This window comes from Halorubrum ruber (assembly GCF_018228765.1).
Classification (GTDB): domain Archaea; phylum Halobacteriota; class Halobacteria; order Halobacteriales; family Haloferacaceae; genus Halorubrum; species Halorubrum ruber.
Genome location: NZ_CP073695.1, coordinates 1198459 through 1223736, shown reverse-complemented (window position 1 = coordinate 1223736; position 25278 = coordinate 1198459). Strand labels below are relative to the sequence as shown.

Below are 25278 nucleotides of genomic sequence, written 5' to 3'. Positions count from 1 at the left end.
GGGCTGGCGGAATCATAAAAGAACGCGCTCTAAGTCGACGACGACCCCGCTGTCGGCGTCCGGATCGCCGACGACGCGCCCGAGACAGACCGCGGTGCCGTCCGGCGTGAAACACGCGACGAGCGGCGGCTCGTCGTCGCCGTCGCGGTCCGGCTGAATGGCGTCCTCGTCGACGTCGATCACGCCGGGCGCGTAGACGGGCGCGCCGGTCGCGACGCTGCGCGCGGCGGACCGCGCGATCGTCACCGCGGGGAGGTGCGTCAGGGCGTCCTCGGCCGGCCGGACCACCTCGCGGAGGAGCGCGTCGTCGCCGTCCTCGGCCCACGCGAGGGCGTCCACGAGGTCTTGGAGCGTGTGGAGGTCGCGGTCGTCGAACGGGTCGGTGGCGGTCCGGCGGAGGTGGCCCATGTGCGCGCCGACCCCCGTCGCGAGCCCGACGTCGTGACACAGCTTCCGGACGTACGTCCCCGACTCGCATCGGATCCGGAGGAGGGCCTGCCGGCCGTCGACCTCCAGCACGTCGAGGTCGTGGATCGTCCGCGTGCGGAGCCGGCGGCTCACGGCGCTCTTCCGCGGCGGCTTCTGGTAGATCTCGCTCTCGAACTCGGCGACGACCTCCCGGAAGTCGGCCGGAGCCGAACCGTGGAGCTCCAGCACCGCGACGTACTCCTTGGTTCCCTCCAGAAACACCTGCGCCATGCGCGTCGCGTCGCCGGTCAGGGTGGGAAGGCAGCCGGTGACCTTCGGGTCGAGCGTGCCCGAGTGGGCGACGCCGCCGGTGGGTGGGCCCTCGGGGTCGAGCGCCGCGAGCGTCTCGTCGACCGCGTCGCGCACCCACGCGGACACCTGATGCGAGGAGGGGCCGGCGGGTTTGTCGAGGTTGACGACGCCGAACCGGAGGAGCTCCGGCACCGAACGCTCACCGGGCGGGGCTCTGAGGGGGTCCTCACCGTCGGCGGAAGCGTCGGCGTCAGCGTCGGGAGCGTCTGTCATGCGGGTCGGTGGTCGGTGGATTCAGAAGTCGTAGACGACGCCCTCGACGGGCGCTTTCCCCTCGTCGTCCTCGGGGTCGTACGCCTCGACGGTGGCGACGAGGACGTCGAGGAACTTCTCGGGGCCCCAGCGGGCAGTGTTGTACGCGGCGTCGTAGATCGACAGGTCCTCGATGTCGATGTTGTAGTACTCCTCGTACCGCTTGCGCTCGGAGGCCTCGCGGCGCTCCGTCTCCGTTCGCGCGCGGTCGACGTCCTTCGATTCGCGCTCCGCGATCCGCTCCGCGCGGACCGACAGCGGCGCGTCGAACCAGAACCGGAAGTCCGCGTGGTCGGCCGCGAGCCACCCCGCGAGCCGCGATTCAAGGACGACGTCGTCGCGCTCGACGGCGATCTCGCGGAGCCGGCGGTCGAGGTCGCGGTCGATCTGCGGGTCCTCCTCGGCGAACTCGTTGAACTCGACGGGCGTCATGTCGCGTTCGGCCGCCATCTCGCGGAAGATGTCGCCGCCGGAGACGTGCCCGAGACCGAGCGCGTCCGCCAGCTGGACGGCGTTGGTGCTCTTCCCGCTGCCGGGCGGGCCGGAGACGGTGATCAACATATCACCACTGCGCGGGTGTCGTTCAAAACGGTTGTCGTTCGCCGGCGCGACGCGGCGATCTGACGGAGGCGACGCCGGCCGCGGTCAGGGCTCGTCGTCGGCCGTCGCGGCCGTCATCGACCAGACAGCGACGAGGCCGAGGAGGAGCGCGGGGACGAGCGGGAGCGCGAGATACGTCGCAAAGAAGGGGAGTCCGAACCAGCCCGCGGCGTACGGGTAGACGTAGATGATCCCCGGGATGACGAGCGCGCAGACGAATATCGCCGCCGTCAGCGCCCACCCCTTTCGACCGAAGCCGTCGGCGGCGGGTTCGTCGGCGTCGACCGTCGGGCCTCCCGAGCCGTCGCCGCCGCTGTCGGTCGCGTCGGCACCGTCGTCGGTGTCAGGGACGTGGACGTAGCCGCCGTCGGTGGTGCCGTCGCCGGTGGTGTTCGCGGCGACGTCCGCGTCGCGGGCGGACGCATCGTCGGCGGCCGCGTCGGTCTCAGAGCTCACTGTCGGGTTTAACCACCACTTTGCCAAAGCCCTCACGGTTCTCGATCATCTCGTGTGCGCGTGCGGCCTCGCTCATCGGGAGGACCTCGCGGACGCGCGGTTCGAAGGTGCCGTCCCAGACCAAGTCCAATACCTCGTCGACCTCTCCCGGCGTCGCCATCGTCGAGCCGAGGATCGAGAGCTGGTTCCAGAAGATGCGGTTGAGCCCGGCGCCCGGGTTCGGTCCGGTGGTCGCGCCGCAGGTGACGAGCCGGCCGCCCTTCGCCATCGACTTCAGGGAGTTCGGGTAGGTGGCCTCGCCGACGTGGTCGACGACGACGTCGACGCCGCGCTTGCCGGTGAGCGCGTCGATCTCCTCCGCGAAGTCGTTCGCCTCGTAATCGATGACGTGATCGGCGCCGCAGTCCTCGGCGTGCGAGAGCTTCGCTTCGGTGGAGGCGGTCGCGAACACCTCACAGCCGGCGTGGTCGGCGATCTGGACCGCGGCGTGGCCGACGCCGCCGGAGGCGCCGAGGACGAGCACCTTCTCGCCGGCCTCGATGTCGGCGCGCGTCTGGAGCATGCGCCACGCGGTCTGGAAGACGAGCGACGCGGAGCCCGCGACCTCCCAGTCGACGCCGGACGGGACCGGGACGAGGTTCTCGGCGGGAACCGCCGCTTTCTCGGCGTGGACGCCGCGGACGTGCTCGCCGATGATGTGGAAGGAGACGCACAGCGACTCCTCGCCGTTCCGGCAGAATTCGCAGTTTCCGCAGGAGACGCCCGCGCTCACGGCGACGTGGTCGCCCGGCTCGAACCGCGTCACGCCCTCGCCGACGGCCTCGACGATGCCCGCCGCGTCGCTGCCCGGAATGTGCGGCATCTCCAGGTCGATGCCGGGCATCCCGCGTCGGGTCCAGATGTCGAGGTGGTTGAGCGCGCCGGCCTTCACATCGACGAGCACCTCGCCGCGGTCGGGCTCGGGGTCGGGGAACTCGCCGTACTCGATCACGTCGCGGTCGCCGTGGTCGGCGAACTGAACGGCTTGCATACGCGGACCCTCCCGCGGGACCCACTAAACAGTACGCCTCACGGAAACAGTTCGCCTCGCAGAAACGGACGGCGTGCCTCGACGGCAGCGATTATTTATAAATGGATCTGCGGTGGCGCGCCTGCGAGCGGCCGGAGCGAAGCGGAGGCCGCGAGCCAGCCCGCGAGGGACGCCGCGAACGCCCGGAGGGCGTGAGCGGCGAGGCTGGGGAGGCGTGAGGTGCGGTGCGGTGCGGTGCGGGGTGGGACTCAAAGGGGCAGTCGCGAGGCCGCAGTAGGCGACGTAAGCACTGGAAGGAGCGAACGGAGTGAGCGACTGAAGCGCGCAGCGAGCGTACTGCGGCCTCACGACTGGGGCTTTGGAGGTGTCGACCGTGGGCCTGTTGGCAGTCATTTATAAACGAGAGACTGAGTCTTTAGAGGTCTTTACCGCGAAGTCGCGAGTTGTTTATAAACAGCTCCGCAGCAATCCGACGCGTCTGCTCCCGCAACGGATAAAGAAGCGCAACTCACCGATCGGCCATTTCAGACGAGAAATATCTGAAAAACAGGGCTTCAACAACTCCGTCTCGACGGAACTCACGCGCCCAACGAGATCTCCCGTCCCCCGATACTCCCGAGGCGACGACCGTGCGAGTCGCCCACAGCGACCCGGCCGTTTCGTGATGTTTAAGTACCGAAAGCGGGAGCATACGAACGCACGAACTGCAGGGGCGTCGGGTCCCGAGTCCGAGAGGGCGATGATACAACGCGGGTTGCGGTAGCCAAGCCTGGCCCAAGGCGCAGGGTTGCTAACTCTGTGGCGTCACTGCCTCCGGGGTTCGAATCCCCGCCGCAACGCTCGAACGGAAGAGTACCGCCGGATTCGCGCCGGTAGGGCTCACCACAACCAACACATGAGCACGGAAGAATCACAGGACGACTCGCCGGAGGAGGAGGAAGACCTCCAGTACTTCGTTCGGATCGGGGGCGCGGACCTCGACGGGACGAAGACGGTCGAGCGAAGCCTGTCCGAACTCGACGGCATCGGCACGCGCACGGCGCGGCTGGTCGCCGAGAAGGCCGACGTGGACCGAAACGCCACGTTCGGGCTCCTCGACGAGGATGACATCGACGCGGTGGTCGACATCGCCGAGAACCTCGAAGACCACGTCCCGTCGTGGATGACGAACCGACAGAACGACTTCTTCAGCGGAGAGACGACGCACCTCGTCGGCACGGACGTCGACGAGAAGCGCCGTCACGACATCAACCGCATGAAGATCATCGAATCGTACAAGGGCGTGCGCCACAAGCGCGGGCAGAAGGTCCGCGGCCAGCGCACCAAGTCCACGGGTCGCTCGGAGGGGACCATCGGGGTCAACGTCGAGGAGATCCGCGAGGAGATGGCCGACGAAGAAGCGGGTGACGAGGAATGAGCACCGGCAAGAACACTAAGGGCTACGAGACGCCGAACCACCCGTACCAGGGCGAGCGCATCGCCGAGGAGTCCGACCTCCTCTCGCGGTACGGCCTGAAGAACAAAGAGGAGTTCTGGCGCGCCCAGTCCGAGCTGCGCAACATGCGTCGGGAGGCCCGACGCCTGCTCGGCGAGGCGCAGGGTGACGTCGAGGCCGCCCAGGACGCCGGCGCGGAGTTCGTTACCCGACTCCGCCGCATCGGCATCCTCGGCGACAACGACGACATCTCGGCGGTCCTGTCGCTCGACGTGACCGACTTACTGGAGCGTCGCCTCCAGACGGTCGTCTACCGACAGGGCTTCGCCTCCTCGACCCAGCAGGCCCGCCAGTTCATCGTCCACGGCCACATCACCGTCGACGGCGCCCGCGTCACGCGCCCGTCGGTGAAGGTAGACGTCGACGACGAGGGCGCCATCGCCTTCGACGAGACGAGCCCGCTCGCGGACGATCTCCACCCCGAGCGCGCGGAGTCACAGGAGTAACCAACCATGAGTGAATCCGAAGACGGAGGAAAGTGGGGCATCGCCCACGTGTACGCGTCGTTCAACAACACGCTCATCACGGTCACCGACGAGACGGGCGCCGAGACGATCGCCAAGTCGTCCGGCGGCACCGTGGTGAAGCAGAACCGCGACGAGGCGTCGCCGTACGCCGCCATGCAGATGGCGGAGGTCGTCGCCGAGCGCGTCAAGGACGCCGGCCTGGAGGGCGTACACGTTCGCGTGCGCGGCCCCGGCGGCAACCTCAACAAGTCCACCGGCCCCGGTGCGCAGGCGACGATTCGCGCGCTTTCGCGTGCGGGCGTCGAGATCGGGCGCATCGAGGACGTCACGCCGATCCCGCACGACGGGACGAAGGCGCCGAAGAACAAGCGAGTCTGACATGACCGAAGACGAATTCGACGTCCAGTACGTCGAACGGGACGATCGCAGCGCGCGGGTGCTGATCCGCGGGCTCACGCCGGCGTTCGCCAACGGCATCCGCCGCGCGATGATCGCCGACGTCCCGACGTTCTCGATCGACACCGTCCGGTTCGTCGAGAACTCCTCGGTCATGTTCGACGAGATGATCGGCCTACGTCTGGGGCTCGTGCCCCTGACGACGCCGCTCGACGACTTCGAACTCGGCGACGAGGTCACTCTCGCGCTCGACGTCGAAGGCCCGGCGACGGCGTACTCCGGCGACATCGAGAGCAGCGACCCGCTCGTCGAGGTCGCCGACGACAACGTCCCGATCATCGAGCTGAAGGAGGGACAGCGGTTGGAGTTCGAGGCCGACGCGGTCCTCGACACCGGCAAGGAGCACGCCAAACACCAGGGCGGCGTCTCCGTCGGCTACCGCCACCTCCAGCGCGTCTCGGTCGAGGGCGACCGCGGCGAGTTCGACGACGACGAGCCGAACATCCTCCGCGGCGTCATCGAGACGCCCGACGGAGAGATCGAGCTCACCGACGAGTTCGACAACGACCTCTCGGAACGGTTCCCCGGGAAGGAGGTCGCGGTCGAGGACGTCCCCGGAGCCTTCGTCTTCCACATCGAGACGGACGGCTCGTTCGACGTCGAGGAACTGCTGCTCCGCGCCATCGACACCATCGAGGAGCGCGCGGACGAACTACAGACGAAAGTCGCAGTATAAGGAAATGACGGCCCTTCGAACCAACCCCCTGACCGTCGCCCCCGCAGACAGCCGCGGCGCCGCTCCGACCGACGGAGCGCCCGCGACCGACCGCGGGGACGCCGGGACCGAAAGTGGTTTGAAGGGAGCCGGAATACGGTGGAGTGCACGCAGGGATAGCCAAGTCAGGCCAACGGCGCAGCGTTCAGGGCGCTGTCCTGTAGAGGTCCGCAGGTTCAAATCCTGCTCCCTGCACTCCGTTTTCCACGAACTCTCCACTCAGGAGGGACAGCTATGAGTAGCAAGACGAATCCGAAACTACAGAACCTCATTGCCGATCTGAAGTCGGTCTCGCGCGACTCCGGTGCCAACGTGTGGCAGGACGTCGCCGACCGATTAGAGAAGCCACGGCGCACGCACGCTGAGGTCAACCTGGGCCGTATCGAACGATACGCGCAGGAAGACGAGACGGTCGTCGTCCCCGGCAAGGTGCTGGGCAGCGGTGTGCTCGAAACGAACGTCACCGTCGCCGCCGTCGACTTCTCCGGGACCGCCCGGACGAAGATCGACCAGGCCGGCGAGGCGGTGACGCTGGAACAGTACGTCGAACAGAACCCCGAAGGAAGCAACGTGCGGGTGATCCGATGAGTCTCGCAAAGATAGACGCGGACGTCGTCGTCGACGCCCGCGACTGCATCCTCGGTCGCGTCTCCTCTGAGGTCGCGCAGCGCGTCCTCGCCGGGGAGACCGTCGCCGTCGTCAACGCCGAGCGCGCCGTCATCACCGGCAACGAGGAGGCGACGATGGAGACGTACCACAAGCGCGCGGAGCTCGGCTCGGACAGCGGGCCCTACTACCCCAAGCGTCCGGACCGGATCTTCAAGCGCGCCATCCGCGGCATGCTGCCGTACAAGTCGGAGGACGGCCGCGAGGCGTTCTCGAACGTGCGCGTGTACGTCGGGAACCCCTACGAGCGCGACGAGGACGTCGAGAGCGTCGTCCTCGACGGCACCTCGCTCGACCGCCTCTCGAACATCAAATTCACCACGCTCGGGGAGATCTCCGAGTCTCTGGGAGCCAACGTCACATGGTAACGAACACCTCAGGCAAGAAGAAGACGGCCGTCGCCCGCGCCACCGTGCGCGAGGGCGAGGGCCGCGTGCGCATCAACTCCCAGCCAGTCGAGCTGGTCGAACCGGAGCAGGCGCGGCTCAAGATGTTAGAGCCGTTCCGCATCGCGGGCGAGGAGCTCCGCGACGGCGTCGACATCGACATCGACGTCGAGGGCGGCGGCTTCAGCGGCCAGGCGGACGCGACGCGGACCGCCATCGCCCGCGGCCTCGTCCAGCACCTCGGCGACGCCGAGCTGCGCGACGCGTACATGAACTTCGACCGCACCCTGCTGGTCAACGACGTGCGCCAGTCCGAACCCAAGAAGTGGGGCGGACCCGGCGCGCGCGCTCGCTACCAGAAGTCCTACCGCTGAGGTGATCCAGTCATGATGATCCCCGTCCGGTGTTTCACGTGCGGCAACGTCGTGGGTGAGCACTGGGAAGAGTTCAAAGAGCGGGCTCGCGAGGGCGACGAGGACCCCGGCGAAGTCCTCGACGACCTCGGGGTCGACCGGCACTGCTGTCGGCGCATGCTGGTGAGCCACCGCGACCTCGTCGACGTCGTCTCGCCGTACCAGTAATCATGTCAGAACAGCGATACAATCGATACGAGAAGGCACGCATCCTCGGCGCGCGAGCGCTGCAGGTGTCCTACGGGGCGCCCGTGCTGATCGACACGGACCAGACGGAGCCGATCCTCGTCGCCGCGGAGGAGTACGACGCGGGCGCGCTCCCGTTCACGGTCCGGAGGGAGAGCTGATGACGCGGATCACGAGCGTCTCGCTGCGTCGCGTGCTCGACTCGCGGGGGAACCCGACGGTCGAGGCCGACGTGCTCACCGAGTCCGGCGGCTTCGGCCGCGGGGCGGCCCCCAGCGGGGCCTCGACGGGCGAGTACGAGGCGATCGAACTGCCCGCAAGCGAGTCGATCGCGAAGGCCCGCGAACACGCGGTTCCGCGCCTCGAGGGCATCTACGCGGGCGACCAGCGCGCGGTCGACAACGCGCTGCGCGCCGCCGACGGCACGGACGACTTCTCCGCCATCGGCGCCAACAGCGCGGTCGCCATCTCGATGGCGGCGGCGAAGGCGGCCGCCGACGTGCTGGGCGCGCCGCTGTACCAGCACCTCGGCGGCGCGTTCCGCGGCGAGAGCTTCCCCATTCCGCTCGGCAACGTCGTCGGCGGGGGGAGCACGCCAAGGAGGCGACCCACATTCAGGAGTTCCTCGCGGCGCCGGTGGGCGCGCCCAGCGTCTCGGAGGCCGTCTTCGCGAACGCCGCGGTCCACGCGGCGGTCGCGGACGTGCTCGACGAGCGCGGCGTGCCCGCGGCGAAGGGCGACGAGGGCGCGTGGGCGCCCCCGATCTCGGACGCCGACGCGTTCGAGGTCGTCGACGAGGCGGTCGACCGCGTCGAGGACGAGGTGGGCTTCGAGATCCGCTTCGGGCTCGACATGGCCGCCGCCGAGCTGTACGACGACGACCGAGAGGCGTACGTGTACGGCGACGAGACGAAGTCGGCCGACGAGCAGATCGAGTACGTCGCCGGCCTCGTCGACGAGTACGACCTCGCGTACGTCGAGGACCCGCTCGACGAGAACGACTACGCGGCGTTCGCGGAGCTGACCGACCGGGTGGGCGACCGGACGCTGATCTGCGGCGACGACCTGTTCGTCACCAACGTCGAGCGGCTCCAAGACGGGATCGACGCGGGCGCGGCCAACAGCATCCTGATCAAGCCGAACCAGATCGGGACGCTGTCGGACGCGTTCGACGCCGTCGAGCTCGCCGCCCGCAACGGCTACGAGACGGTCATCTCCCACCGCTCGGGCGAGACCGAGGACACCACCATCGCACACCTCGCCGTGGCGACCGACGCCGGCTACATCAAGACCGGCACGGTCGGCGGCGAGCGCACCGCCAAGCTGAACGAACTGGTCCGCATCGCGGACGACGCGGTATGACGGACCGACACCACGCATGAGCGAAGACAACGACGCGGTCGAACTCGACGACGACGCGGAGACCGAGGCGGTCGACGCGGGGGTCGAGGAGGAGGCCGACACGACCGAGGAACCGACCGCCGACGCGGGAGCCGAGGGGGCGTCCGCCGACGCCGAAACTGGGGCGTCCGCCGACGCCGAACCCGAAGCATCCGCCGACGCCGAGAGCGAGGCCGACGAGGAGGAGGGCTCCCCGTTCGACGATGACGTCATGCCCGACGACGACGTCGACCTGCTGATCCCCGTCGAGGACTACCTCTCCGCCGGTGTCCACATCGGGACCCAGCAGAAGACGAAGGACATGGAGCGGTTCATCCACCGCGTCCGCGACGACGGGCTGTACGTCCTCGACGTGAGCCTTACCGACGAGCGGATCCGCACGGCCGCGGACTTCCTCGCGAACTACAACCCCGAGCAGATCCTGGTCACGTCCTCGCGGCAGTACGGCCGGTTCCCGGCCGAGAAGTTCGCGGACGCCATCGGCGCCCGGGCCCGCACCGGGCGCTTCATCCCGGGCACGCTGACGAACCCCGACTACGCCGGCTACATCGAGCCGGACGTCGTCGTGGTAACCGACCCGATCGGCGACGCGCAGGCCGTCAAGGAGGCCATCACCGTCGGCATCCCGGTGATCGCGATGTGCGACTCCAACAACCAGCTGTCGAACGTCGACCTCGTCATCCCGACGAACAACAAGGGTCGACGCGCGCTGTCGGTCGTCTACTGGCTCCTCGCCAACGAGACGCTCGACCGCCGCGGCGCCGACACGGTGTTCGCCCTCGAGGACTTCGAGGACGAACTCTAACGCGGTCGTTTTTCGAGTTCTCGGTTCCGTTTCGTCCGTTCACCGCCCGCGAGCCGCCGCTGTCTCTCGGCGAAAAGCGACGTCCTCAGACGAGGTCCGGCGTGTACGGGTACGAGTAGACCTGTCCGTCGTTCGCCTTCACGGTCGCGATGAGGACCAAGACCAGGTCGACGATCCCGATGATCGGGAACAGCAGGAGCCCGATGAACACGAAGCTCAGGACGCCCGCGATCATGAGCGCGGCGAAGATCACGATCTGGAAGTTCAGCGAGTTCTTCGCGTTCTGCTTGACGAGTTCGTCGTCGTCGTCCGCGAGGACCAAGAACAGGATCGGACCGAGGAAGGAGGCGAAGAGCGCAGACGCGTGCGACAGCGCCGCCAGCGTCGTGTCGCCCTGAACGCGCCCGTCGTCGGTATCGGTAGCTGGTGTTGACATAACGCGACAATCATTTCGGAGCTGATAGATAAGTGTTGGGAGACCGCAGGGCCCCGGGGGTGGCCGCCGACCGTCGCCGCCCGCGCTCAGTCGGCCGTCGACGACCCGCCGTCGGCCGGCGCGTCTCCCGGCTCGGTCCCCGGAGCGTCCGTCTCCTCCGGCACGTCGTGGGTCCAGCGCGGCTCTATCTCGCGGTTCGCCATCACGATCCGGTCGCCGTTGTCCGCGTCGATCCGCGTCTTCCGGAGTTCGATCGCGGCGACGGTGCCGGTGACGCCCTTCGCCTCGACACGGTCGCCGACGTTGAAGTCGGGGTCGCGGAGGAGGTAGACGCCCGCCACAGTGTCTTCGATCATCTCGGAGAGCGCGTAGGAGACGCCCAGCGCGATGAAGCCGACGGCGGTGCCGAGGCTCGCCGCGATGTCGCCCATCCCAAGCACCTTGAGGAAGGTGAGCGCGACGCCGAACCAGAGGAAGATGGCCACGAGCGTGACGATGAGGTCCCCCACGAGTTCGCGGTCGCCGACGTACAGCCGCTCGATCGACGACCGGACCAGCGCGAGGACGATCCGCACGGTCACGTACGCTAACGCGAGGAAGATCGCCCCCGAGAGCAGCCGCGGAATCGCGACGGCCAACCCCTCGACGAAGTTCGTGAACGACTGTCGCAGAAGCGACGGGAGCGCGGTCATGGCGCGCACGACGGCGGCCGCCGGTGAAAAGCTGGCGGGCGGAGGGGTCGTCGTTCCGGTTCCCGCTGCTCGCCCCGCCCACAAGCGCAACGCCTGTAAGCGCGCGGGGAGAGGGAGTTCGTATGACCGTTTGCGAGGCGCCGGGGAAGGTGTACCTCTTCGGCGAACACGCCGTCGTCTACGGCGAGCCGGCCGTGCCGGCGGCCATCGAGCGACGCGCGACGGTGACCGCCGAGCCGCGCGAGGACGACCACGTGCGCGTCGAGGCCGAGGACCTCTCCTTAGACGGGTTCACGGTGGAGTACGCCGGCGGCACCGGCGACCGCCCCGACGTCGACGTGCCGACCCCGCTCGTCGAGGCCGCGATGGGGTACGTCGACGCGGCCGTCGAGCAGGCGAGGGACGCCGCCGACGCGCCCGACGCGGGCTTCGACATCACCGTCGAGAGCGACATCCCGCTGGGCGCGGGGCTGGGCTCGTCCGCGGCCGTGGTCGTCGCCGGCATCGACGCCGCGACGCGCGCGCTCGGCGAGCCGCTGGACCGCCGGGAGCTGGCCGACCGGGCGTACCAAGCCGAGTACGAGGTCCAGGACGGACAGGCCTCCAGGGCCGACACCTTCTGTTCGACGATGGGCGGCGCGGTGCGCGTCGAAGGCGACGACTGCGAACCGATCGACGCCCCGAACCTGCCGTTCGTCGTCGGCTTCGACGGCGGCGCGGGCGACACCGGCGAGTTAGTCGCGGGCGTCCGCGCCCTGCGCGAGGAACACGGGTTCGCCGCGGACACGGTCGAATCGATCGGCGACCTCGTCCGAACGGGCGAGGACCTCCTCGCGGACGCGGACCCGGCGGAGCCACCGGAGCCGGAGCTGCTCGCAGAGCTGGGCGAGCTGATGGACTTCAACCACGGGCTGCTCACCGCGCTCGGCGTCTCCGGCCGGTCGCTCGACGCGATGGTGTGGGCCGCGCGGGACGCTGGCGCGCACGGTGCGAAGCTCACGGGCGCGGGCGGCGGCGGCTGCATCGTCGCGCTCGACGAGAGCGACGCGACGGAGACCGCGCTGTCCTTCACGCAGGGCTGCGAGGAGGCGTTCCGCGCCGAGCTGGCGACCGAGGGCGTCCGGGTGGTGGAGCCGTGACGGGCGGCGAGGCCGATCTCGACGCCGACCCCGCTGACGACGCCACACCCCCCGTCGTCCTCAAGCTCGGCGGGAGCCTGATCACCGAGAAGGACAGCCCCGAGACGCTCGACGACGCGGCGCTCGACGCGGCCTGCGACGCGGTCGCCGACGCGCTCGCGGCGGGCGAGGTCGACCGGCTCGTCGTCGTCCACGGCGGCGGGAGCTTCGGGCACCACCACGCCAGCGAACACGGGGTCTCGACGACCGACGGGACGCGCGACGCGGACGCGGTGGCCGCGGTCCACGGCGCGATGAAGCGGCTGAACGCGCAGGTGCTGGAGCGGCTGCGCGAGCGGGGCGTGCCCGCGGTGCCCGTCCACCCGCTGTCGCTCGCTGCGCGGCCCGAAGGAGCGGACGGCGGGCTCGACCTCCCGCTCGGGTCGACGGCGACGCTGCTCGGGGAGGGGTTCGTCCCGGTCCTCCACGGCGACGGCGTGGCGACGGCGGGCGACGGGGTGACGGTCGTCTCGGGCGACGAGCTGGTCGTCGAACTCGCCGCGGGGGTCGGCGCGCGACGCGTGGGCGTCTGCTCGACGGTCCCCGGCGTCTTCGACGGCGAGGGGGACGTGATCGCCGAGATCGACGACTTCGACGCGGTCGCGGACGCGCTCGGCGCGAGCGACGCCACCGATGTCTCCGGCGGCATGGCCGCGAAGGTACGCGAGCTGCTCGCGCTCGACGCGCCGGCGTACGTGTTCGGCGCGGACGGGCTGGCGCCGTTCCTGCGCGGCGAGGGCGCCGGAACCCGAATCGACTGATCGGGGGACCGCGGACGCGTCGGGAACGGTGGGGCGCCCGGGTACAGAACCCTTATTCGACCCACGGCCCTCCCCTCGGACATGAACGAATCGGACGTGCGGGAGCGGCTCGCGGACGTGCGGGACCCCGACCTCGGCGACGACATCGTCTCGCTCGGCTTGGTGAACGACATCGAGGTCGACGAGGGCACGGGGACGGTCCGGGTGTCGCTCGCGCTCGGCGCCCCCTTCTCGCCGAACGAGTCGGCCGTCGCGGACGACGTGCGCGAGGCGCTCGCGGACACCGGCCTCGACGTGGAGCTGTCGGCGTCGATTCCGGACGATCTCTCGACGGACGAACAGGTCCTCCCCGGTGTCCAGAACGTGATCGCGGTCGCCTCCGGCAAGGGAGGCGTCGGGAAGTCGACCGTGGCGGTGAACCTCGCCGCCGGGCTCTCCCAGCTCGGCGCGCGCGTCGGCCTGTTCGACGCCGACGTGTACGGGCCGAACGTGCCGCGGATGGTGTCGGCCGAGGAGCGCCCCGAGACCGACGGCGAGACGATCGTGCCTCCCGAGCGGTTCGGCGTGAAGCTGATGAGCATGGACTTCCTCACCGGCGAGGACGACCCGGTCATCTGGCGCGGCCCGATGGTCCATAAGATCATCACGCAGCTGGTCGAGGACGTGGAGTGGGGGGAGCTCGACTACCTCGTGATGGACCTCCCGCCGGGGACCGGCGACACGCAGCTCACCATCCTCCAGACGCTCCCGCTGACGGGCGCCGTCATCGTCACGACCCCGCAGGAGGTCGCGCTCGACGACGCGGTGAAAGGGCTCCGCATGTTCGGCAAACACGACACGAACGTCCTCGGCATCGCCGAGAACATGGCCGGCTTCCGCTGTCCCGACTGCGGCGGCTTCCACGAGATATTCGGCTCCGGGGGAGGGAAGGCGCTCGCGCAGGAGCACGACCTCCCGTTCCTCGGCGGGATCCCGCTCGACCCCGAGGTGCGCACCGGCGGCGACGACGGCGAGCCCGTCGTCTTAGAGGACGGCGAGACCGCGGACGCGTTCAAGGTGCTCGTCGAGAACGTCGCGAACAACGCCGGCGTCGTCCGCCGCCGGGGGGTGAGCGAGGGGCGATGACCGACGCGGACGACGAGGCCGGCGAGTCCGGGCGCGCGGAGAGCGCCGACGGCGACGAGCGCGAGGACCCCCTCGCGGCCGCGGGCGTCGACCCCGTCGTCCCGGAGGACGCGTCGGACGCGGAGTTCCCGGTGGACGACGAGGTCCGGGAGTTCCTCCGCGACGTGGCCGAGGACGTGCGAGGCGACAGCTCGGAGAGCAAGCAGCTCTCGGCGGTCCTCTACCGCGTCTCGGACCTGTACGACGAGGGGGAGGAGACGTCGCCCGAGGAGATATACCTCAACGTGCGCCACATCATGCGGATCAAGTCAGAGGGCGGACTGCGCCGCTGAGGCGCTCGGAGGCGGACTCCGGGCAGCTCTCCGTCGCTGCGGTCTGCGGTCAGCCGTCGGACTCGGCCGGCGCGGCGGGGTCGATGGCGCGCCCGTCCAGCGGGGTCGCGTCGTCGACGACGTCCGCGAGGCCGAGCCGGCCGAGGCTCTCCGGCGTCGGGAGCCCGCGGTCGCCCCACCCGCGCGCCGCGTAGTACCGGTCGAGCAGGCGGTCGAACGCGTCGGCGTCGACGCCGGGCGTGCCGTCGGCCGCGGACGTGCGAAGCGGCTCGGGGAGCGCGTCGTCCGCGCGGTCGAACCCCTCGCGTGCGTTGAACAGCCGCGTGAGTGTCCAGATCCGCTCGCCGGTCGTCGCGAGCGCGTCGACCGGATCGCCCGGCGTGGCGGTGCCGGTCTCGTCCTCGGTGCCGCCGCGGTCGACGCCGGCGACCGCAGGATGGTCGACCGCCGCGAGCCACTCCGCGCCGAGGTCGGTCCAAGCCGCCTCGCCGACGAAGTCGTCGACGACCAGACTCCACAGCACGGAGCGCGCGTTCTGCTCGCCGACCACGTCGCGCACCCGGTCGGCGGGAGACCGGTCCGGGCGGGCGAGGGGCTCGGTGTCCTGCGGCCGCGCGCGGCGGTGGCACGCGCCGCGGTCGCTCGTCGCGTACGCGAGCGCGACGCCGACAGCCGCCCGCGGGTCGAAGCCGGGCAGCGCCATCGACTTCACCGTCGGCACGAGGTCCGCGCCGCCGAACCGGTCGACCGCGGCGTCGACCCCGTCGGCGAGCGCGTCCGGCAGGTCCGGGTCGACGTCGAGGTCCGGCGGGGTCTCGCGGGCCGCGATCGCTTCCAAGAGTCGCTCTGCGCCGTCGGCGTCCCCGAACGAGACCGGACAGTCAACGATCCCCGCCTCCCCGGCGCGGACCGCCCACGCGACCGCGTTGCCGGCGCCGATCACGTCGAGGCCGAGTCGGTCGCAGACGCCGCAGAGCTCGACGACGCGGTCGAAGTCGTCGATCCCGAGCCCGGCCCCGAGCGTGATCGGCGCCGCGCCGCGCGGGACCACCTCGCCGTCGGGCGTGTCGATCCGGAAGCCGCCGGGGACGGTCTGATCCTCGCCCTCGCGCCCGGTCGCGCGCTCCAGCGCGGCCTCGACGCCGATGTCGTCGGCGCCGTCGAAGCCGATCTCCGTCCACCCCTCCGCGGCGAGGATCCCGACTTCGTCCGCGTAGTCGACCGTCTCGACCGTCTCGCCGGCGGCCTGCCACTCGCCGGTCGGGTCCCGACCGTAGGCCGCCGCGTCGCGGTCGCGGAGCGCGGCGAGGTCGTCCGGGACCGCCGGCGGCGGGTCGCGGGCGACGACCGCCTTCAGCCGCTTCGATCCCATCACGGCGCCGGCGCCGCCGCGGCCGGCGTGGTGGGCGCCGCCGTCGCTCGCGACCGTCGCGTAGGCCGCCTCGCGCTCGCCCGCCGGGCCGACGCAGGCGACGCCGGCGTCCGGGAACCGGTCGGCCGTCTCGGCGGCGTCGTCGCCCCACGCGTCGCTCGCCTCGATCCGGGCGCGGCCCCCCTCGACCTCGATCCGGACCGGGCGGTCGGCCGCGCCGGTCACGAGCAGGCCGAGGCAGTCGTCGAGCGACCCCGCGAGCCGGTCGGCGAACTCGCCGCCCGCGTACGAGTCGAGGAAACCGCCGGTGAGCGGGGACTTCGTCACCGCGGCGTAGCGCGTCTCGCCGGGGAGGTAGCCCGCGAGCGGCCCGACGAGGAGCGCGAGGAGGTTCTCGGGCCCCGTCGGGTCCGTTCCCGGCGACAGCTCCTCGTAGAGGTAGCGCGCCCCGAGCCCCTTCCCGCCGACGTAGTCGCGTCGCCAGTCGCGGGGGACGCGCTCGCGGGCGGTCTCGCCCGTCGAGAGGTCGACGCGGAGGACGTGGGTTCGGGGACGTCGCATTCAGCGGGGATGCGACGCGGAGACGTATCAATCTGTCCGGCACCGTGATCGGGTCGCTCGGCGGCCTCGCGCTCTACGGACCGTTAGAGTGAGGCCGCCGGCGACCGAACCGGTGGCCATGGACCTCACGACCGCGCTCGACGCCCGCGACGCGACCGTCTGCGTCGTCGGCGCGGGCGGCAAGAAGTCGACGCTGTTCGCGCTCGCCGACCGGCTCGACCGGTCGGTCGTGACCGCGAGCGTCCGGATACCGATCTTCGACGACCGGGTCGCCGCGGTCCGCGTGACCGGTGACCCGGTGGCCGCGCTCGACGAGGCGGACGAGGGCGACTGGCCGCTCGGGCTGGTTCCGGAGCGCGAGCGGTCGGACCGGTACCTCGGGTACGACGTCGACACCGTCGCCGAGATCGCCGACGCCGCGCCCGGCGCGACGCTCGTGAAGGCGGACGGGGCGCGCCTCCGGGATTTCAAGGCGCCGGGCGACCATGAGCCGCAGATCCCGGCAAACGCGGACGTCGTCGTCCCGATCGCGAGCGCGCACGTCGTCGGCGAACCCCTCACCGAGGAGCTCGTCCACCGGCCGGAGGAGGTCGCCGCGATCACGGGCCGCGAGATCGGCGACGAGCTCCGCCCCGCGGACGTCGCGACGGTCCTGGCGAGCCCCGCGGGCGGGCTGAAGGGCGTGCCGGGCGACGCGACCGCGATTCCGGTCGTAAATAAGGTCGACGACGAGGCCGACGCGGACGCGGCCCGAGCGATCGCCGGTGAGATTCTCTTCCGCGCGAACGTGCCGCGCGTCATCCTCACGCGCCTGATCGCGGACGATCCGGTCGTCGAGGTCGTCGAGTAGATCCCCTACGAGTCCTCTCCCGGAACCTCCTCGAACGACCGCCACAGCGCCCGGTACAGCGTCCACGCGTCGACGCCGGTCCGGTCCATCACGGCTCGACAGGCGTCGTCGAACCGCCGGTAGTCGGCGGCCGACGGCGGGTCCGGGTAGGCGTCGTCAAGCTCGCCGGCCGCGGCCAAGACCTCCCAGGTTCGGCGGTCTATCGCGACGAACCGCGACGGGGCGAGGAACTGGAGAAATCCGGACGCGACCGCGACGTCGACGCCGTCGAGCGCGGTGAGCGCGTCGAGGGCGTCGTCGACGTTCGCTGAGTCGTCGTTTTTTACGCCCACCGCGTCGACGGCGGCGTCGAGGGCGTCGATCACGTCGTCGAACTCGTTGTCGCGGAACGCCTCCTCCCGCTCGCGCCGCTCGCGGTCCGGGTACTCCCCGAGGTACCGCCGGAAATACCACCGGACGATCCACTGCGCGTCCCGGCGCCCGTACTCGTCGCCGGCGAACGTCTCTGGGACCGTCTCGACGTGCTGGCGCTCCACGTCGTACAGCGGTTCGGTCTCTGTGTACGCCCGGGCTCGCTCCCGGACGGTCGACTCGCTCAGGTCCATCGCCTCGCGGTACGGCGGTGGCACGGATGAACGTTCGTCTCGATCGTTCCGATCGATCGTTTCATACAGACGTGGGCACTGGTGACACACATGACAGACGACCGGATCCCGGTCACGGTCCTCAGCGGCTACCTCGGCGCCGGGAAGACGACATTGGTGAATCACCTGCTCGCGAACCCCGGCGACAGGCGCATCGCGGTCATCTTAAACGACATGGGCGAGGTGAACGTCGACGCCGAACTCGTCGCCCGCGAGAACGACGAGGAGGGCGTCGTCGACCTCTCGAACGGCTGTATCTGCTGCCGGCTCCAGGACGACCTCCTCTCTGAGGCCGCGGCGCTCGCCGAGTCCCGCGAGTTCGACTACCTCCTCGTCGAGTCGTCGGGCATCTCCGAGCCGATCCCGGTCGCCCGGGCGTTCACCGAGGGGACCGAGGACAGCGAGGTCGACCCGACCGAGCGTTTCCGGCTGGACACGATGGTGACCGTCCTCGACACCTACGGGTTCTGGAAGGAGTTCGACGCCGGCGAGAGCCTCCCGGGCGACGGCGAGCCGGCGGCCGACCGGCCCCTCGCGGACGTGCTCGTCGAGGGGATCGAGTTCTGCGACGTGCTCGTGTTGAACAAGACGGACATGGTCCCCGACGACGTGCTCGACGAGATCGAGTCGGTCGCCGACCGGTTGGGGCCGCGCGCGAAGCGGATCCGGACGAGCTACTCCGAGGTCGACCCCGGCGACGTGCTCGACACCGGGCGGTTCGACTTCGAGACGGCAAAGCGGTCGCCGGGGTGGAAACGCGAGATCGCCGCGAGCGAGGGCAGCGCGGCGGGTGAGGGCGACGCAACGGGCGAGGGCGGAGAAGGAGGAAGCGGCCACGCGCACGACCACGACCACGCCGAGGGGGCCGCCGCGGCCCACGGGGTCGACTCGTTCGTCTACCGCTCCGCCGACGCGCTCGACCCGGAGCCGTTCGCGGACTGGCTCGACGACTGGGACGGCGCCATCGTGCGGGCGAAGGGCGTCGCGAACGTCGCGGGCACCGACGAGGTGATCGGCGTGAGCCAGGCCGGCCCCTCGGTACAGGCGGGCCCGATCGGCGAGTGGGGGCCCGACGACGACCGCCGGACGCGGCTCGTGTTCATCGGCAGCGAGATGGACGAGGGGAAGATTCGCGGCGAACTCGACGCCTTGGCGACGGCCGGCGCCGACGAGAAGACGGCGACCGTCGAGGAGACAGCGGCGGACGCGTTCCCGCTATGAGGCCGACGAGTCAGATCCCGAGTTCCGCCTGGAGGTCGTCCCACTCCTCGTGGAACCCGTGGGTGGACTCCGTCTCGCCCCCGACCGCCGACTGGTAGACGTCGTCGTACTTCAGCAGCTGGCCCCACTCGTCGTGGAACGCCCAGTTACAGTACTTACACATACGAGCACCCACGAGAGGGATCGACATACCGGTTTCGGCGGGAGCGGCGGGCGGGAGCGGTGAGGGGGGTACGACGAGGAGGGAGCGACAAGGAGGGTACGACGGGGCGGGATTCCCGCGGTCGCCGCCGCGCGTCTCGACCGCCGACAGAGTGAACCCCGTCCGTGTCGTACGCTACCTATCGACGCGGACCGGCCGCGGCGGGAATCTCATCATGGTCACGTACAGACGCGGCGGACACGTTCAGGGCGGCGACGAGGCGGTCGAGCGGGGGTGCGACCTCTGCGAGTGGCACTGCGTCGCCGACGGGTATCCGGAGCTGATTTCGCGGTACCAGTCGCATCTCCGGGCGGAACACCCGAAGGCGTGGCTCCGGGCCTGACGCGTCAGGAGCGAAAAAATCGGAACGCCGGGAGGGGTAGTTCGGGAGTTAGGGCTCCAGCAGGACCTTCGTGACGCCCTCCTCGCGGGCGTCGAACGCCTCGTACATCTCGGGCGCCTCGTCGAGGTTGACCCGGTGGGAGACGACCCAGCTCGGATCGGCTCGGCCCTCGATGATCATGTCGCGCAGGTAGCGGTTGTACTCCTTCACGTTACACTGCCCGGTGCCACACTTGAGCCCCTTCTCGAAGAACTTCCCGAAGTCGATGCCGAGGCGTCCCTGCGCGGCCATGTCGTCGGGCGCGCCGGGGTCCTCGGGGACGTAGAGGCCGGGAATTCCCAGCTCGCCGGTCGGCCGGACCACGCGGATGAGGTTGTTGATCACGACCGCCGGGTTCTCCTTGGCCGGCTGGTAGGAGTAGTCCTCCGTCTCGGTGTCGACGTCGTCCGGGTCGGTCGCCTGGTAGCCGACCGCGTCGACGCCCTTGTCGACCATCCCGCCGTGCTCCTCGATGATCTGGTCGACCGGATCGCCCTCGGAGAAGTCGATGGCGTGGGCGTCGCAGTACTCCTCGGCCAGCTCCAGTCGGCTCGGCACCTGGTCGACGATGTAGATCTCGGCCGCGCCCTTGATCTTCGCGCTGTAGGCGGCCATCAGCCCGACCGGCCCGGCACCGAAGATGGCGACCGACTCCCCGGGCTGGAGGTTGGCGAGTTCGGTGCCGTGCCACCCCGTCGGGAAGATGTCCGCGAGCAGCGAGAACGCGTCCTCGTGTTCGCGGCCCTCCGGCAGCTTCAGCGCGTTGTGGTCGGCGTACGGGACGCGCAGCTTCTCCGCCTGTCCGCCCGGATACGGGCCCATGGCGACGTAGCCGTACGCGCCGCCCGCGAAGCCGGGGTTGACGTTGGTACAGAAGCCGGTGTACCCCTCCTCGCAGTTCTGACAGAAGCCGCAGGAGACGTTGAACGGCATGACGACGCGGTCGCCCTCCTCCAGCGTCGAGACCGCCTCGCCCACCTCGCTGACGATCCCCATGTTCTCGTGGCCGAAGACGATCCCCTCCTCGGCCGCGGTTCGGCCCTCGTACATGTGGAGGTCCGACCCGCAGATACAGGACGTCGTGATGTCGACGACGACGTCGTTCGGGTGTTCTATCTCCGGTTCCTCTACGTCTTCGACGGCCACGTCGTACGGGCCTTGATAGACAACAGCTCTCATGTTGATTCCGATTGTATCGTGTTAACAAACCATAGTAAATGTTTTTCCATTATATTTACCCTTAACAATCAGACGTTCGCCGATGTTAACAGATCTGTGCGCGGAGAGCCGTGCCGCCTCGACGCCGACCGCGAGGGCCCGAAGGTTCGCGGACCTCCCACTCGCTTCGCACCGTCTTCCCACTCGCTTCGCACGGTCCTCCCACTCGCTTCGCACGGTCCTCCCACTCGCTTCGCACCGTCTTCCCACTTCGCACGCTTCGACGCTCGTGAAAGGCCCCGTTGAAATCTCATTCTTCACATACATAATCGCCTGAACAGCGGTTCGCTGAAGCGTACCTACTGCTTGCTACGGTTATGGCAGAGAAACTACGGAAGATCGAGGTTCCAATTGGACACCGAATCAGTCGGATCTACCAGAGTCTGTCTGCGTTTTAGAATCAGCTTGCTTGACGACGACAATTAACGACATAACGAGTGATCCGACCACCAATCCACCGAGGACGACGACCAGGGCCGCTACCGTCGTCTGGGGGGAGACCTCCGCCATCGGGACGAACAGCCGCAGGTCGGCAACGAGGACGAGCACCGCGCCGACAACGTCGAAGAACAGGTCCAAGATCGTATCCTGTCGGCCATAGTGATCGAGTACAGGTGGGAGGTCAAACTTCCGTCCGAAATCCCGCGCGAGAAGTTCGATCAGCTCCCAGAACACCCCTGACAGGAGCGTAACCAACACCACCGTGGCCCATATCAGACTAGTACCGGCCGGAACTAGTGTATACTCGACGGCGACTATCACTACAGCGTACAGCAACGCTGCCACGAGCGCCGCCGACAGCGTATGGGTGAGGTGGTCCCACCAAGAGATCTCGTCGTATGGGCCGAGCATACCGTAGGAGTGAAACAGACCGGTGACGGCGATCCACAGTGGAAGTTCCGGGGTAAGTCCCACTCGGATTCCGTAAAACCAGTTGGCAAGGGCATCGACGAGAACCGGAATGAACACCAGCAGAAACGACACACCCGCGTTGATTACTGCGGGAGCGTTCCTCTGCCGGACAGCGGTATGGAAGATAACTGCGATGCCCGCTAAACAGGCGAAGACACCCAGAAACAATAGCTCCTCCATCTGAGATAGTACACTGGCATAGGAAATTAATCACTTCGATTCCTGTCCCGATAACGAAAGGTTTCGGCAGATTTCCATCCCGAAATATCAGGTGAGTGATCTATAGCGGCGTGCGAGCAGTCGATTTGAACCGTAATCGATTCGCCGTCCGTGTTCGAAATCTCTTCATTGCCCGCTTGATAGGTAGCGACATCTCGTCTTCTCGGCCGTATTTGAATTCGTTCGGTGAGCAAACTGTATTGACCGCAACCGGGGCGGAATACATCACTTGCTGAGGGTTTCAACGGGGCCCCGGGAAACCACCGGTACACTGATAGACGGTGACGATAGATCATGCGGTATGAGTACACACGGGGGCGGTGAGACCGATGTCCAGTGAGCCGGACGACGCGACGAAAACGATCTGCCCGTACTGCGGCGTCGGCTGCGGGATCCGCGTCCTCGAGGGCGACGAGCCCGGCGAGATGCGGTTCATGCCGTGGGGCGACGCGCCGGTGAACGAGGGGAGCGTCTGTATCAAGGGCGGCGCGGCGACGCAGGTCGTCGACCACGAGGACCGGCTGACCGAGCCGTTGATCAAGGAGGACGGCGAGTTCCGCGAGGCGACGTGGGACGAGGCGCTCGGTCGGGTCGTCGACGAGATGGAGGGGATCCGCGAGGAGCACGGCCCGGACGGGATGGGATTCTTCGGCTCCTCGAAGACGTTCAACGAGGAGAACTACCTGATCCAGAAGTTGGCGCGCCGGTACGGCACGAATCAGGTCGACAACTGCACGCGGATGTGTCACGCTTCCACCGTCTGGGCGCTGCGCACCAGCCTCGGGATGGGCGCGATGACGAACAGCATGGCCGACTTAGAGGACTCCGCAGACGTGCTGTGGATCCAGGGCGCGAACCCGGGCGAGCAGCACCCGATCGCCAACAGCCAGTACTTCCGACAGGCCGTCTTAGAGGGCGCGACCGTCATCCAGGTCGACCCGCACGCGAACAAGACCACCCGGTCGTTCGAGATCGACGACACCGACCGGCACATGCACCTCCAGCTGAAGCCCGGCACGGACATCCCGCTGCTTAACATCGTTCTCAAGACGATCTTAGAGCGGCACGAGGACGAGCCGGACGCGGGCTGGATCGACGAGGCGTTCGTCGAGGAGCGCACGAAGGGGATCGACCACCTGAAGGAGACGCTCGCGGACTTCGACAAGGAGGCGGCCGCCGAGGAGTGCGGCGTTCCGCTGGAGGACATCGAGCTCGCCGCCGAGAAGTACGCGATGGCCAACGACGCCGCCATCTTCACCGGCATGGGGATGAGCCAGCACACGTGCGGCGTCGACAACGTACAAAACGAGATCAACCTCGCGCTGATCACGGGGAACCTCGGCCGGCCGGGCACGGGTGTCAACCCCCTGCGCGGGCAGAACAACGTCCAGGGCACCTGCGACGTGGGCGCGATGCCGAACGTCCTCCCGGGGTACCAGCTCGTCGACGACGACGAGGCGCGCGAGAGCGTCGAGGACGTGTGGGGGTTCGATATCCCCTCGGAGCCCGGGCTGACGAACGTCGAGATCTCCCACGCGATCGGCGACACCGTCCACGGCCTCTACGTCATGGGCGAGAACCCGATCATGAGCGAGCCGGACGGCAACGAGACCGAGAAGCGGTTCCGCGAGGAACTCGACTTCATGGTGGTCCAAGACATCTTCATGACCGAGACCGCCGAGCTCGCGGACGTGGTCCTCCCGGCGACGACGTGGGCCGAGCGCGACGGCACCGTCACCAACACCGACCGGCGCGTCCAGCGCATGCGCGGCGTCCACAAGGTCCACGAGAACACGCGCCACGACCTCGACATCCTCTGTGAGGTCGGGACGCGGCTGTTCGACGGCGACGAGTTCGACTTTGAGGGGCCGGAGGACGTGTTCGAGGAGCTGCGCGAGGTGTGCCCGATCATGCACGGGATGACCTACGACGCGCTCGGCGAGACGGGGCTCCACTGGCCCTGCTACGAGGAGGGCGACGAGGGCGACCCCTTCCTCTACGAGGACGAGTTCGAGACCGAGGACGGCCTCGGCCGCATCGAGGGCGTCGTCCACCAGGAGCCGAAGGAGGTCCCGGACGAGGAGTACCCGCTCGTGTTGACCACCGCGCGGCTCGAAGAACACTACAACACCGGGACGATGAGCCGCCGCTCGCCCACGCTCTCGAAGCAGCACCCGGAGAACTTCGTCGACGTCCACCCGAACGACGCCGAGCGGTACGGCATCGAGGACGGCGACGACGTCGTGCTGAAGTCCCGCCGCGGCGAGATCACCGTCCGCGCCGACGTCACCGAGGACATCAAGGAGGGCGTCGTCTGGACCACGCCGCACTTCGCGGCCGCCTCCGCGAACCGCCTCACCAACGACGTGCTCGACGAGCGCGCCAAGATTCCCGAGTACAAGGCCGCGGCCGCCGAGATCGAGGTCGGCATCGAGGCCGCGGGCGACGACTCGCCGGCTTCGGCAGACGACTGAGCGCCGTCGGCTTTTTATACGCTCTCTTCGAGCACCGTCTCCTCGCCGTGGCGGACGACGACGCGGTCCGGTACGGGGGCGTGGGCGAACACGACGGCGACCGAGTACGGGTGTGGTTCGGCGATGTCCGAACACCGGTCGACGTCCGAGTCGGGGTCGTCCTCGGAGCGGAGCCGGAGGCGGAGCGTTCCATCGTCGAGCGCCGCCTCGAACAGCGTGACCCGATAGCAGCGCCGGGGGCCGTCGAGGAGCGATCCCGCCACGACTATTCGCGGCGGATCCTCGTCGAGGCGGCGGCGCACCTCGGCGACGTCGTTCCCGCCGGAGTCCGTGACGTCGAGGTCGCCGTCGTACTCGCGGCGGAACGTCAGTTCGGCGCCGTCGATTTTCGTTGGGTCATCGGTCCACGGCGGCGTCGGACAGCCGGCGAGCGAGGCTGTCGAGACGGCGGCCGCGGACGCGAGGAGGGCTCTGCGGCGCATACCGGGGGCCACGCGGACCGGTGTGAAGTGTCTTGTGCGGCGGTCGGCGTGTGATTGAGCAGGTCGCAGCACGCGGTCGGCCGCCACCGCCGCATCCGAAACCACTATC

At 69.0% G+C, this 25278-nt stretch carries 30 protein-coding genes, 2 tRNA genes and 1 pseudogene; 21 read left to right on the top strand and 12 right to left on the bottom strand.

The genetic code is table 11. The features are described 5' to 3' along the window. Positions 1-12: 12 nt before the first annotated feature. From J7656_RS06085 to J7656_RS06070, 4 genes are all read right to left on the bottom strand, one after another. Positions 13-993 (bottom strand): RNA-guided pseudouridylation complex pseudouridine synthase subunit Cbf5, encoded by a 981-nt coding sequence (locus J7656_RS06085; RefSeq protein WP_211554389.1) that lies wholly within the window; start codon positions 991-993, stop codon positions 13-15. 21 nt (positions 994-1014) lie between these two features. Then, positions 1015-1593, bottom strand: coding sequence for a (d)CMP kinase (gene cmk, locus J7656_RS06080; RefSeq protein WP_017344399.1), 579 nt, complete (start codon positions 1591-1593; stop codon positions 1015-1017). A gap of 84 nt (positions 1594-1677) precedes the next feature. Next, positions 1678-2088, bottom strand: coding sequence for a DUF7977 family protein (locus tag J7656_RS06075; RefSeq protein ID WP_017344398.1), 411 nt, complete (start codon positions 2086-2088; stop codon positions 1678-1680). After that, entirely contained in the window at positions 2078-3118 is a 1041-nt protein-coding gene (locus J7656_RS06070) for a zinc-binding dehydrogenase (RefSeq protein ID WP_211554388.1), read from the bottom strand. The genes J7656_RS06075 and J7656_RS06070 overlap by 11 nt, the downstream gene beginning before the upstream one ends. 753 nt (positions 3119-3871) lie before the next feature. Here J7656_RS06070 and J7656_RS06065 point away from each other — a divergent pair. The 13 genes and pseudogenes from J7656_RS06065 to rpsB all read left to right on the top strand — a co-directional run bounded on the left by J7656_RS06065 (position 3872) and on the right by rpsB (position 10108). Then, positions 3872-3957, top strand: a tRNA-Ser gene (locus tag J7656_RS06065). 56 nt (positions 3958-4013) lie between these two features. Continuing rightward, on the top strand, positions 4014-4535 hold the full coding sequence (locus tag J7656_RS06060; protein WP_017344396.1) for a 30S ribosomal protein S13: 522 nt from the start codon (positions 4014-4016) through the stop codon (positions 4533-4535). Then, a complete protein-coding gene (locus J7656_RS06055; protein WP_017344395.1) occupies positions 4532-5059 on the top strand; it encodes a 30S ribosomal protein S4 in 528 nt (175 codons plus the stop codon). The genes J7656_RS06060 and J7656_RS06055 overlap by 4 nt, the downstream gene beginning before the upstream one ends. 6 nt (positions 5060-5065) lie before the next feature. Further along, a complete protein-coding gene (locus J7656_RS06050) occupies positions 5066-5458 on the top strand; it encodes a 30S ribosomal protein S11 (protein ID WP_004595254.1) in 393 nt (130 codons plus the stop codon). A 1-nt stretch (position 5459) separates the two neighbouring features. Next, positions 5460-6212: a DNA-directed RNA polymerase subunit D gene (locus J7656_RS06045; RefSeq protein ID WP_017344394.1), complete on the top strand. Its 753-nt coding sequence runs from the start codon at positions 5460-5462 to the stop codon at positions 6210-6212. Positions 6213-6361: 149 nt separating this feature from the next. Continuing rightward, positions 6362-6446, top strand: a tRNA-Leu gene (locus J7656_RS06040). A gap of 39 nt (positions 6447-6485) precedes the next feature. Next, the gene (locus tag J7656_RS06035; RefSeq protein WP_004595256.1) at positions 6486-6839 is read left to right on the top strand and encodes a 50S ribosomal protein L18e; all 354 of its coding nucleotides are present in this window, start codon (positions 6486-6488) and stop codon (positions 6837-6839) included. After that, the gene (locus J7656_RS06030; RefSeq protein ID WP_008367868.1) at positions 6836-7285 is read left to right on the top strand and encodes a 50S ribosomal protein L13; all 450 of its coding nucleotides are present in this window, start codon (positions 6836-6838) and stop codon (positions 7283-7285) included. Before J7656_RS06035 ends, J7656_RS06030 begins: the two co-directional genes overlap by 4 nt. Beyond that, a complete protein-coding gene (locus J7656_RS06025) occupies positions 7279-7677 on the top strand; it encodes a 30S ribosomal protein S9 (protein ID WP_004595258.1) in 399 nt (132 codons plus the stop codon). Before J7656_RS06030 ends, J7656_RS06025 begins: the two co-directional genes overlap by 7 nt. A 12-nt stretch (positions 7678-7689) precedes the next feature. Further along, on the top strand, positions 7690-7884 hold the full coding sequence (locus J7656_RS06020; protein ID WP_006628058.1) for a DNA-directed RNA polymerase subunit N: 195 nt from the start codon (positions 7690-7692) through the stop codon (positions 7882-7884). Between the two features lie 2 nt (positions 7885-7886). Further along, positions 7887-8063 carry a DNA-directed RNA polymerase subunit K gene (locus tag J7656_RS06015; RefSeq protein WP_004595260.1) on the top strand — a complete coding sequence of 59 codons (177 nt, stop codon included), beginning with the start codon at positions 7887-7889 and terminating at the stop codon, positions 8061-8063. Next, positions 8063-9264, top strand: a pseudogene (gene eno / locus J7656_RS06010) (phosphopyruvate hydratase). Before J7656_RS06015 ends, eno begins: the two are co-directional and overlap by 1 nt. A gap of 16 nt (positions 9265-9280) precedes the next feature. Then, positions 9281-10108 carry a 30S ribosomal protein S2 gene (gene rpsB / locus J7656_RS06005; RefSeq protein WP_017344390.1) on the top strand — a complete coding sequence of 276 codons (828 nt, stop codon included), beginning with the start codon at positions 9281-9283 and terminating at the stop codon, positions 10106-10108. An 85-nt stretch (positions 10109-10193) separates the two neighbouring features. On the opposite strand, the gene J7656_RS06000 is transcribed toward rpsB, so the two are convergent. Both J7656_RS06000 and J7656_RS05995 read right to left on the bottom strand, forming a co-directional pair. Then, entirely contained in the window at positions 10194-10544 is a 351-nt protein-coding gene (locus J7656_RS06000) for a DUF4870 domain-containing protein (RefSeq protein ID WP_211554387.1), read from the bottom strand. Positions 10545-10630: 86 nt separating this feature from the next. Continuing rightward, complete coding sequence (locus tag J7656_RS05995) at positions 10631-11236, bottom strand: mechanosensitive ion channel family protein (protein WP_211554386.1); 606 nt, start codon at positions 11234-11236, stop codon at positions 10631-10633. Positions 11237-11358: 122 nt separating this feature from the next. Between J7656_RS05995 and mvk the strand changes: the two genes are divergently transcribed. From mvk to J7656_RS05975, 4 genes are all read left to right on the top strand, one after another. Beyond that, positions 11359-12375 carry a mevalonate kinase gene (mvk, locus tag J7656_RS05990; protein ID WP_211554385.1) on the top strand — a complete coding sequence of 339 codons (1017 nt, stop codon included), beginning with the start codon at positions 11359-11361 and terminating at the stop codon, positions 12373-12375. Continuing rightward, positions 12372-13175, top strand: coding sequence for an isopentenyl phosphate kinase (locus tag J7656_RS05985; RefSeq protein WP_211554384.1), 804 nt, complete (start codon positions 12372-12374; stop codon positions 13173-13175). The genes mvk and J7656_RS05985 overlap by 4 nt, the downstream gene beginning before the upstream one ends. A gap of 81 nt (positions 13176-13256) precedes the next feature. Beyond that, complete coding sequence (locus tag J7656_RS05980; protein WP_017344385.1) at positions 13257-14300, top strand: Mrp/NBP35 family ATP-binding protein; 1044 nt, start codon at positions 13257-13259, stop codon at positions 14298-14300. Then, positions 14297-14632 (top strand): DUF7976 family protein, encoded by a 336-nt coding sequence (locus tag J7656_RS05975; protein ID WP_017344384.1) that lies wholly within the window; start codon positions 14297-14299, stop codon positions 14630-14632. The genes J7656_RS05980 and J7656_RS05975 overlap by 4 nt, the downstream gene beginning before the upstream one ends. Before the next feature lie 49 nt (positions 14633-14681). Here J7656_RS05975 and J7656_RS05970 read toward each other — a convergent pair whose 3' ends face one another. Next, positions 14682-16565, bottom strand: coding sequence for an aldehyde ferredoxin oxidoreductase family protein (locus tag J7656_RS05970; protein ID WP_211554383.1), 1884 nt, complete (start codon positions 16563-16565; stop codon positions 14682-14684). A gap of 118 nt (positions 16566-16683) precedes the next feature. Between J7656_RS05970 and yqeC the strand changes: the two genes are divergently transcribed. Then, the gene (gene yqeC / locus J7656_RS05965) at positions 16684-17415 is read left to right on the top strand and encodes a selenium cofactor biosynthesis protein YqeC (RefSeq protein ID WP_017344382.1); all 732 of its coding nucleotides are present in this window, start codon (positions 16684-16686) and stop codon (positions 17413-17415) included. Positions 17416-17420: 5 nt separating this feature from the next. Here the strand turns inward: yqeC and J7656_RS05960 are convergent, their stop codons facing one another. Continuing rightward, positions 17421-18020, bottom strand: coding sequence for a hypothetical protein (locus J7656_RS05960; RefSeq protein ID WP_211554381.1), 600 nt, complete (start codon positions 18018-18020; stop codon positions 17421-17423). Positions 18021-18110: 90 nt separating this feature from the next. Between J7656_RS05960 and J7656_RS05955 the strand changes: the two genes are divergently transcribed. Then, on the top strand, positions 18111-19280 hold the full coding sequence (locus J7656_RS05955) for a CobW family GTP-binding protein (protein WP_017344380.1): 1170 nt from the start codon (positions 18111-18113) through the stop codon (positions 19278-19280). A 10-nt stretch (positions 19281-19290) separates the two neighbouring features. Here J7656_RS05955 and J7656_RS05950 read toward each other — a convergent pair whose 3' ends face one another. Further along, positions 19291-19443, bottom strand: coding sequence for a hypothetical protein (locus tag J7656_RS05950; RefSeq protein ID WP_017344379.1), 153 nt, complete (start codon positions 19441-19443; stop codon positions 19291-19293). 214 nt (positions 19444-19657) lie between these two features. Here J7656_RS05950 and J7656_RS05945 point away from each other — a divergent pair, with 214 nt between their 5' ends. After that, positions 19658-19825, top strand: a complete 168-nt coding sequence (locus tag J7656_RS05945; RefSeq protein ID WP_017344378.1) for a hypothetical protein — start codon at positions 19658-19660, stop codon at positions 19823-19825. Positions 19826-19873: 48 nt separating this feature from the next. Here the strand turns inward: J7656_RS05945 and J7656_RS05940 are convergent, their stop codons facing one another. After that, positions 19874-21043, bottom strand: a complete 1170-nt coding sequence (locus J7656_RS05940; RefSeq protein WP_026046302.1) for a glutathione-independent formaldehyde dehydrogenase — start codon at positions 21041-21043, stop codon at positions 19874-19876. Positions 21044-21445: 402 nt separating this feature from the next. Then, the gene (locus J7656_RS05935; RefSeq protein ID WP_017344376.1) at positions 21446-22174 is read right to left on the bottom strand and encodes a DUF2238 domain-containing protein; all 729 of its coding nucleotides are present in this window, start codon (positions 22172-22174) and stop codon (positions 21446-21448) included. 368 nt (positions 22175-22542) lie between these two features. Between J7656_RS05935 and fdhF the strand changes: the two genes are divergently transcribed. Continuing rightward, positions 22543-24687, top strand: coding sequence for a formate dehydrogenase subunit alpha (gene fdhF / locus J7656_RS05930; protein ID WP_211554379.1), 2145 nt, complete (start codon positions 22543-22545; stop codon positions 24685-24687). Positions 24688-24701: 14 nt separating this feature from the next. Here fdhF and J7656_RS05925 read toward each other — a convergent pair whose 3' ends face one another. Continuing rightward, positions 24702-25169: a hypothetical protein gene (locus J7656_RS05925; RefSeq protein ID WP_211554378.1), complete on the bottom strand. Its 468-nt coding sequence runs from the start codon at positions 25167-25169 to the stop codon at positions 24702-24704. Between the last annotated feature and the right edge of the window lie 109 nt (positions 25170-25278).

Bases quoted from the DNA above. Each gene is read 5' to 3' on its own strand.
- J7656_RS06030 (WP_008367868.1), top strand. From the start codon at position 6,836: ATGAGTCTCGCAAAGATAGACGCGGACGTCGTCGTCGACGCCCGCGAC.
- J7656_RS05975 (WP_017344384.1), top strand. From the start codon at position 14,297: ATGACCGACGCGGACGACGAGGCCGGCGAGTCCGGGCGCGCGGAGAGC.
- J7656_RS05955 (WP_017344380.1), top strand. From the start codon at position 18,111: ATGACAGACGACCGGATCCCGGTCACGGTCCTCAGCGGCTACCTCGGC.
- J7656_RS06025 (WP_004595258.1), top strand. From the start codon at position 7,279: ATGGTAACGAACACCTCAGGCAAGAAGAAGACGGCCGTCGCCCGCGCC.
- J7656_RS05995 (WP_211554386.1), bottom strand. From the start codon at position 11,236: ATGACCGCGCTCCCGTCGCTTCTGCGACAGTCGTTCACGAACTTCGTC.
- rpsB (WP_017344390.1), top strand. From the start codon at position 9,281: ATGAGCGAAGACAACGACGCGGTCGAACTCGACGACGACGCGGAGACC.
- J7656_RS05950 (WP_017344379.1), bottom strand. From the start codon at position 19,443: ATGTGTAAGTACTGTAACTGGGCGTTCCACGACGAGTGGGGCCAGCTG.
- fdhF (WP_211554379.1), top strand. From the start codon at position 22,543: ATGTCCAGTGAGCCGGACGACGCGACGAAAACGATCTGCCCGTACTGC.
- J7656_RS06070 (WP_211554388.1), bottom strand. From the start codon at position 3,118: ATGCAAGCCGTTCAGTTCGCCGACCACGGCGACCGCGACGTGATCGAG.
- mvk (WP_211554385.1), top strand. From the start codon at position 11,359: ATGACCGTTTGCGAGGCGCCGGGGAAGGTGTACCTCTTCGGCGAACAC.
- J7656_RS05940 (WP_026046302.1), bottom strand. From the start codon at position 21,043: ATGAGAGCTGTTGTCTATCAAGGCCCGTACGACGTGGCCGTCGAAGAC.
- J7656_RS06055 (WP_017344395.1), top strand. From the start codon at position 4,532: ATGAGCACCGGCAAGAACACTAAGGGCTACGAGACGCCGAACCACCCG.
- J7656_RS06085 (WP_211554389.1), bottom strand. From the start codon at position 993: ATGACAGACGCTCCCGACGCTGACGCCGACGCTTCCGCCGACGGTGAG.
- yqeC (WP_017344382.1), top strand. From the start codon at position 16,684: ATGGACCTCACGACCGCGCTCGACGCCCGCGACGCGACCGTCTGCGTC.
- J7656_RS06015 (WP_004595260.1), top strand. From the start codon at position 7,887: ATGTCAGAACAGCGATACAATCGATACGAGAAGGCACGCATCCTCGGC.
- cmk (WP_017344399.1), bottom strand. From the start codon at position 1,593: ATGTTGATCACCGTCTCCGGCCCGCCCGGCAGCGGGAAGAGCACCAAC.
- J7656_RS05960 (WP_211554381.1), bottom strand. From the start codon at position 18,020: ATGGACCTGAGCGAGTCGACCGTCCGGGAGCGAGCCCGGGCGTACACA.
- J7656_RS06020 (WP_006628058.1), top strand. From the start codon at position 7,690: ATGATGATCCCCGTCCGGTGTTTCACGTGCGGCAACGTCGTGGGTGAG.
- J7656_RS05945 (WP_017344378.1), top strand. From the start codon at position 19,658: ATGGTCACGTACAGACGCGGCGGACACGTTCAGGGCGGCGACGAGGCG.
- J7656_RS06000 (WP_211554387.1), bottom strand. From the start codon at position 10,544: ATGTCAACACCAGCTACCGATACCGACGACGGGCGCGTTCAGGGCGAC.
- J7656_RS05970 (WP_211554383.1), bottom strand. From the start codon at position 16,565: ATGCGACGTCCCCGAACCCACGTCCTCCGCGTCGACCTCTCGACGGGC.
- J7656_RS05980 (WP_017344385.1), top strand. From the start codon at position 13,257: ATGAACGAATCGGACGTGCGGGAGCGGCTCGCGGACGTGCGGGACCCC.
- J7656_RS06045 (WP_017344394.1), top strand. From the start codon at position 5,460: ATGACCGAAGACGAATTCGACGTCCAGTACGTCGAACGGGACGATCGC.
- J7656_RS06060 (WP_017344396.1), top strand. From the start codon at position 4,014: ATGAGCACGGAAGAATCACAGGACGACTCGCCGGAGGAGGAGGAAGAC.
- J7656_RS05935 (WP_017344376.1), bottom strand. From the start codon at position 22,174: ATGGAGGAGCTATTGTTTCTGGGTGTCTTCGCCTGTTTAGCGGGCATC.
- J7656_RS05925 (WP_211554378.1), bottom strand. From the start codon at position 25,169: ATGCGCCGCAGAGCCCTCCTCGCGTCCGCGGCCGCCGTCTCGACAGCC.
- J7656_RS06050 (WP_004595254.1), top strand. From the start codon at position 5,066: ATGAGTGAATCCGAAGACGGAGGAAAGTGGGGCATCGCCCACGTGTAC.
- J7656_RS06035 (WP_004595256.1), top strand. From the start codon at position 6,486: ATGAGTAGCAAGACGAATCCGAAACTACAGAACCTCATTGCCGATCTG.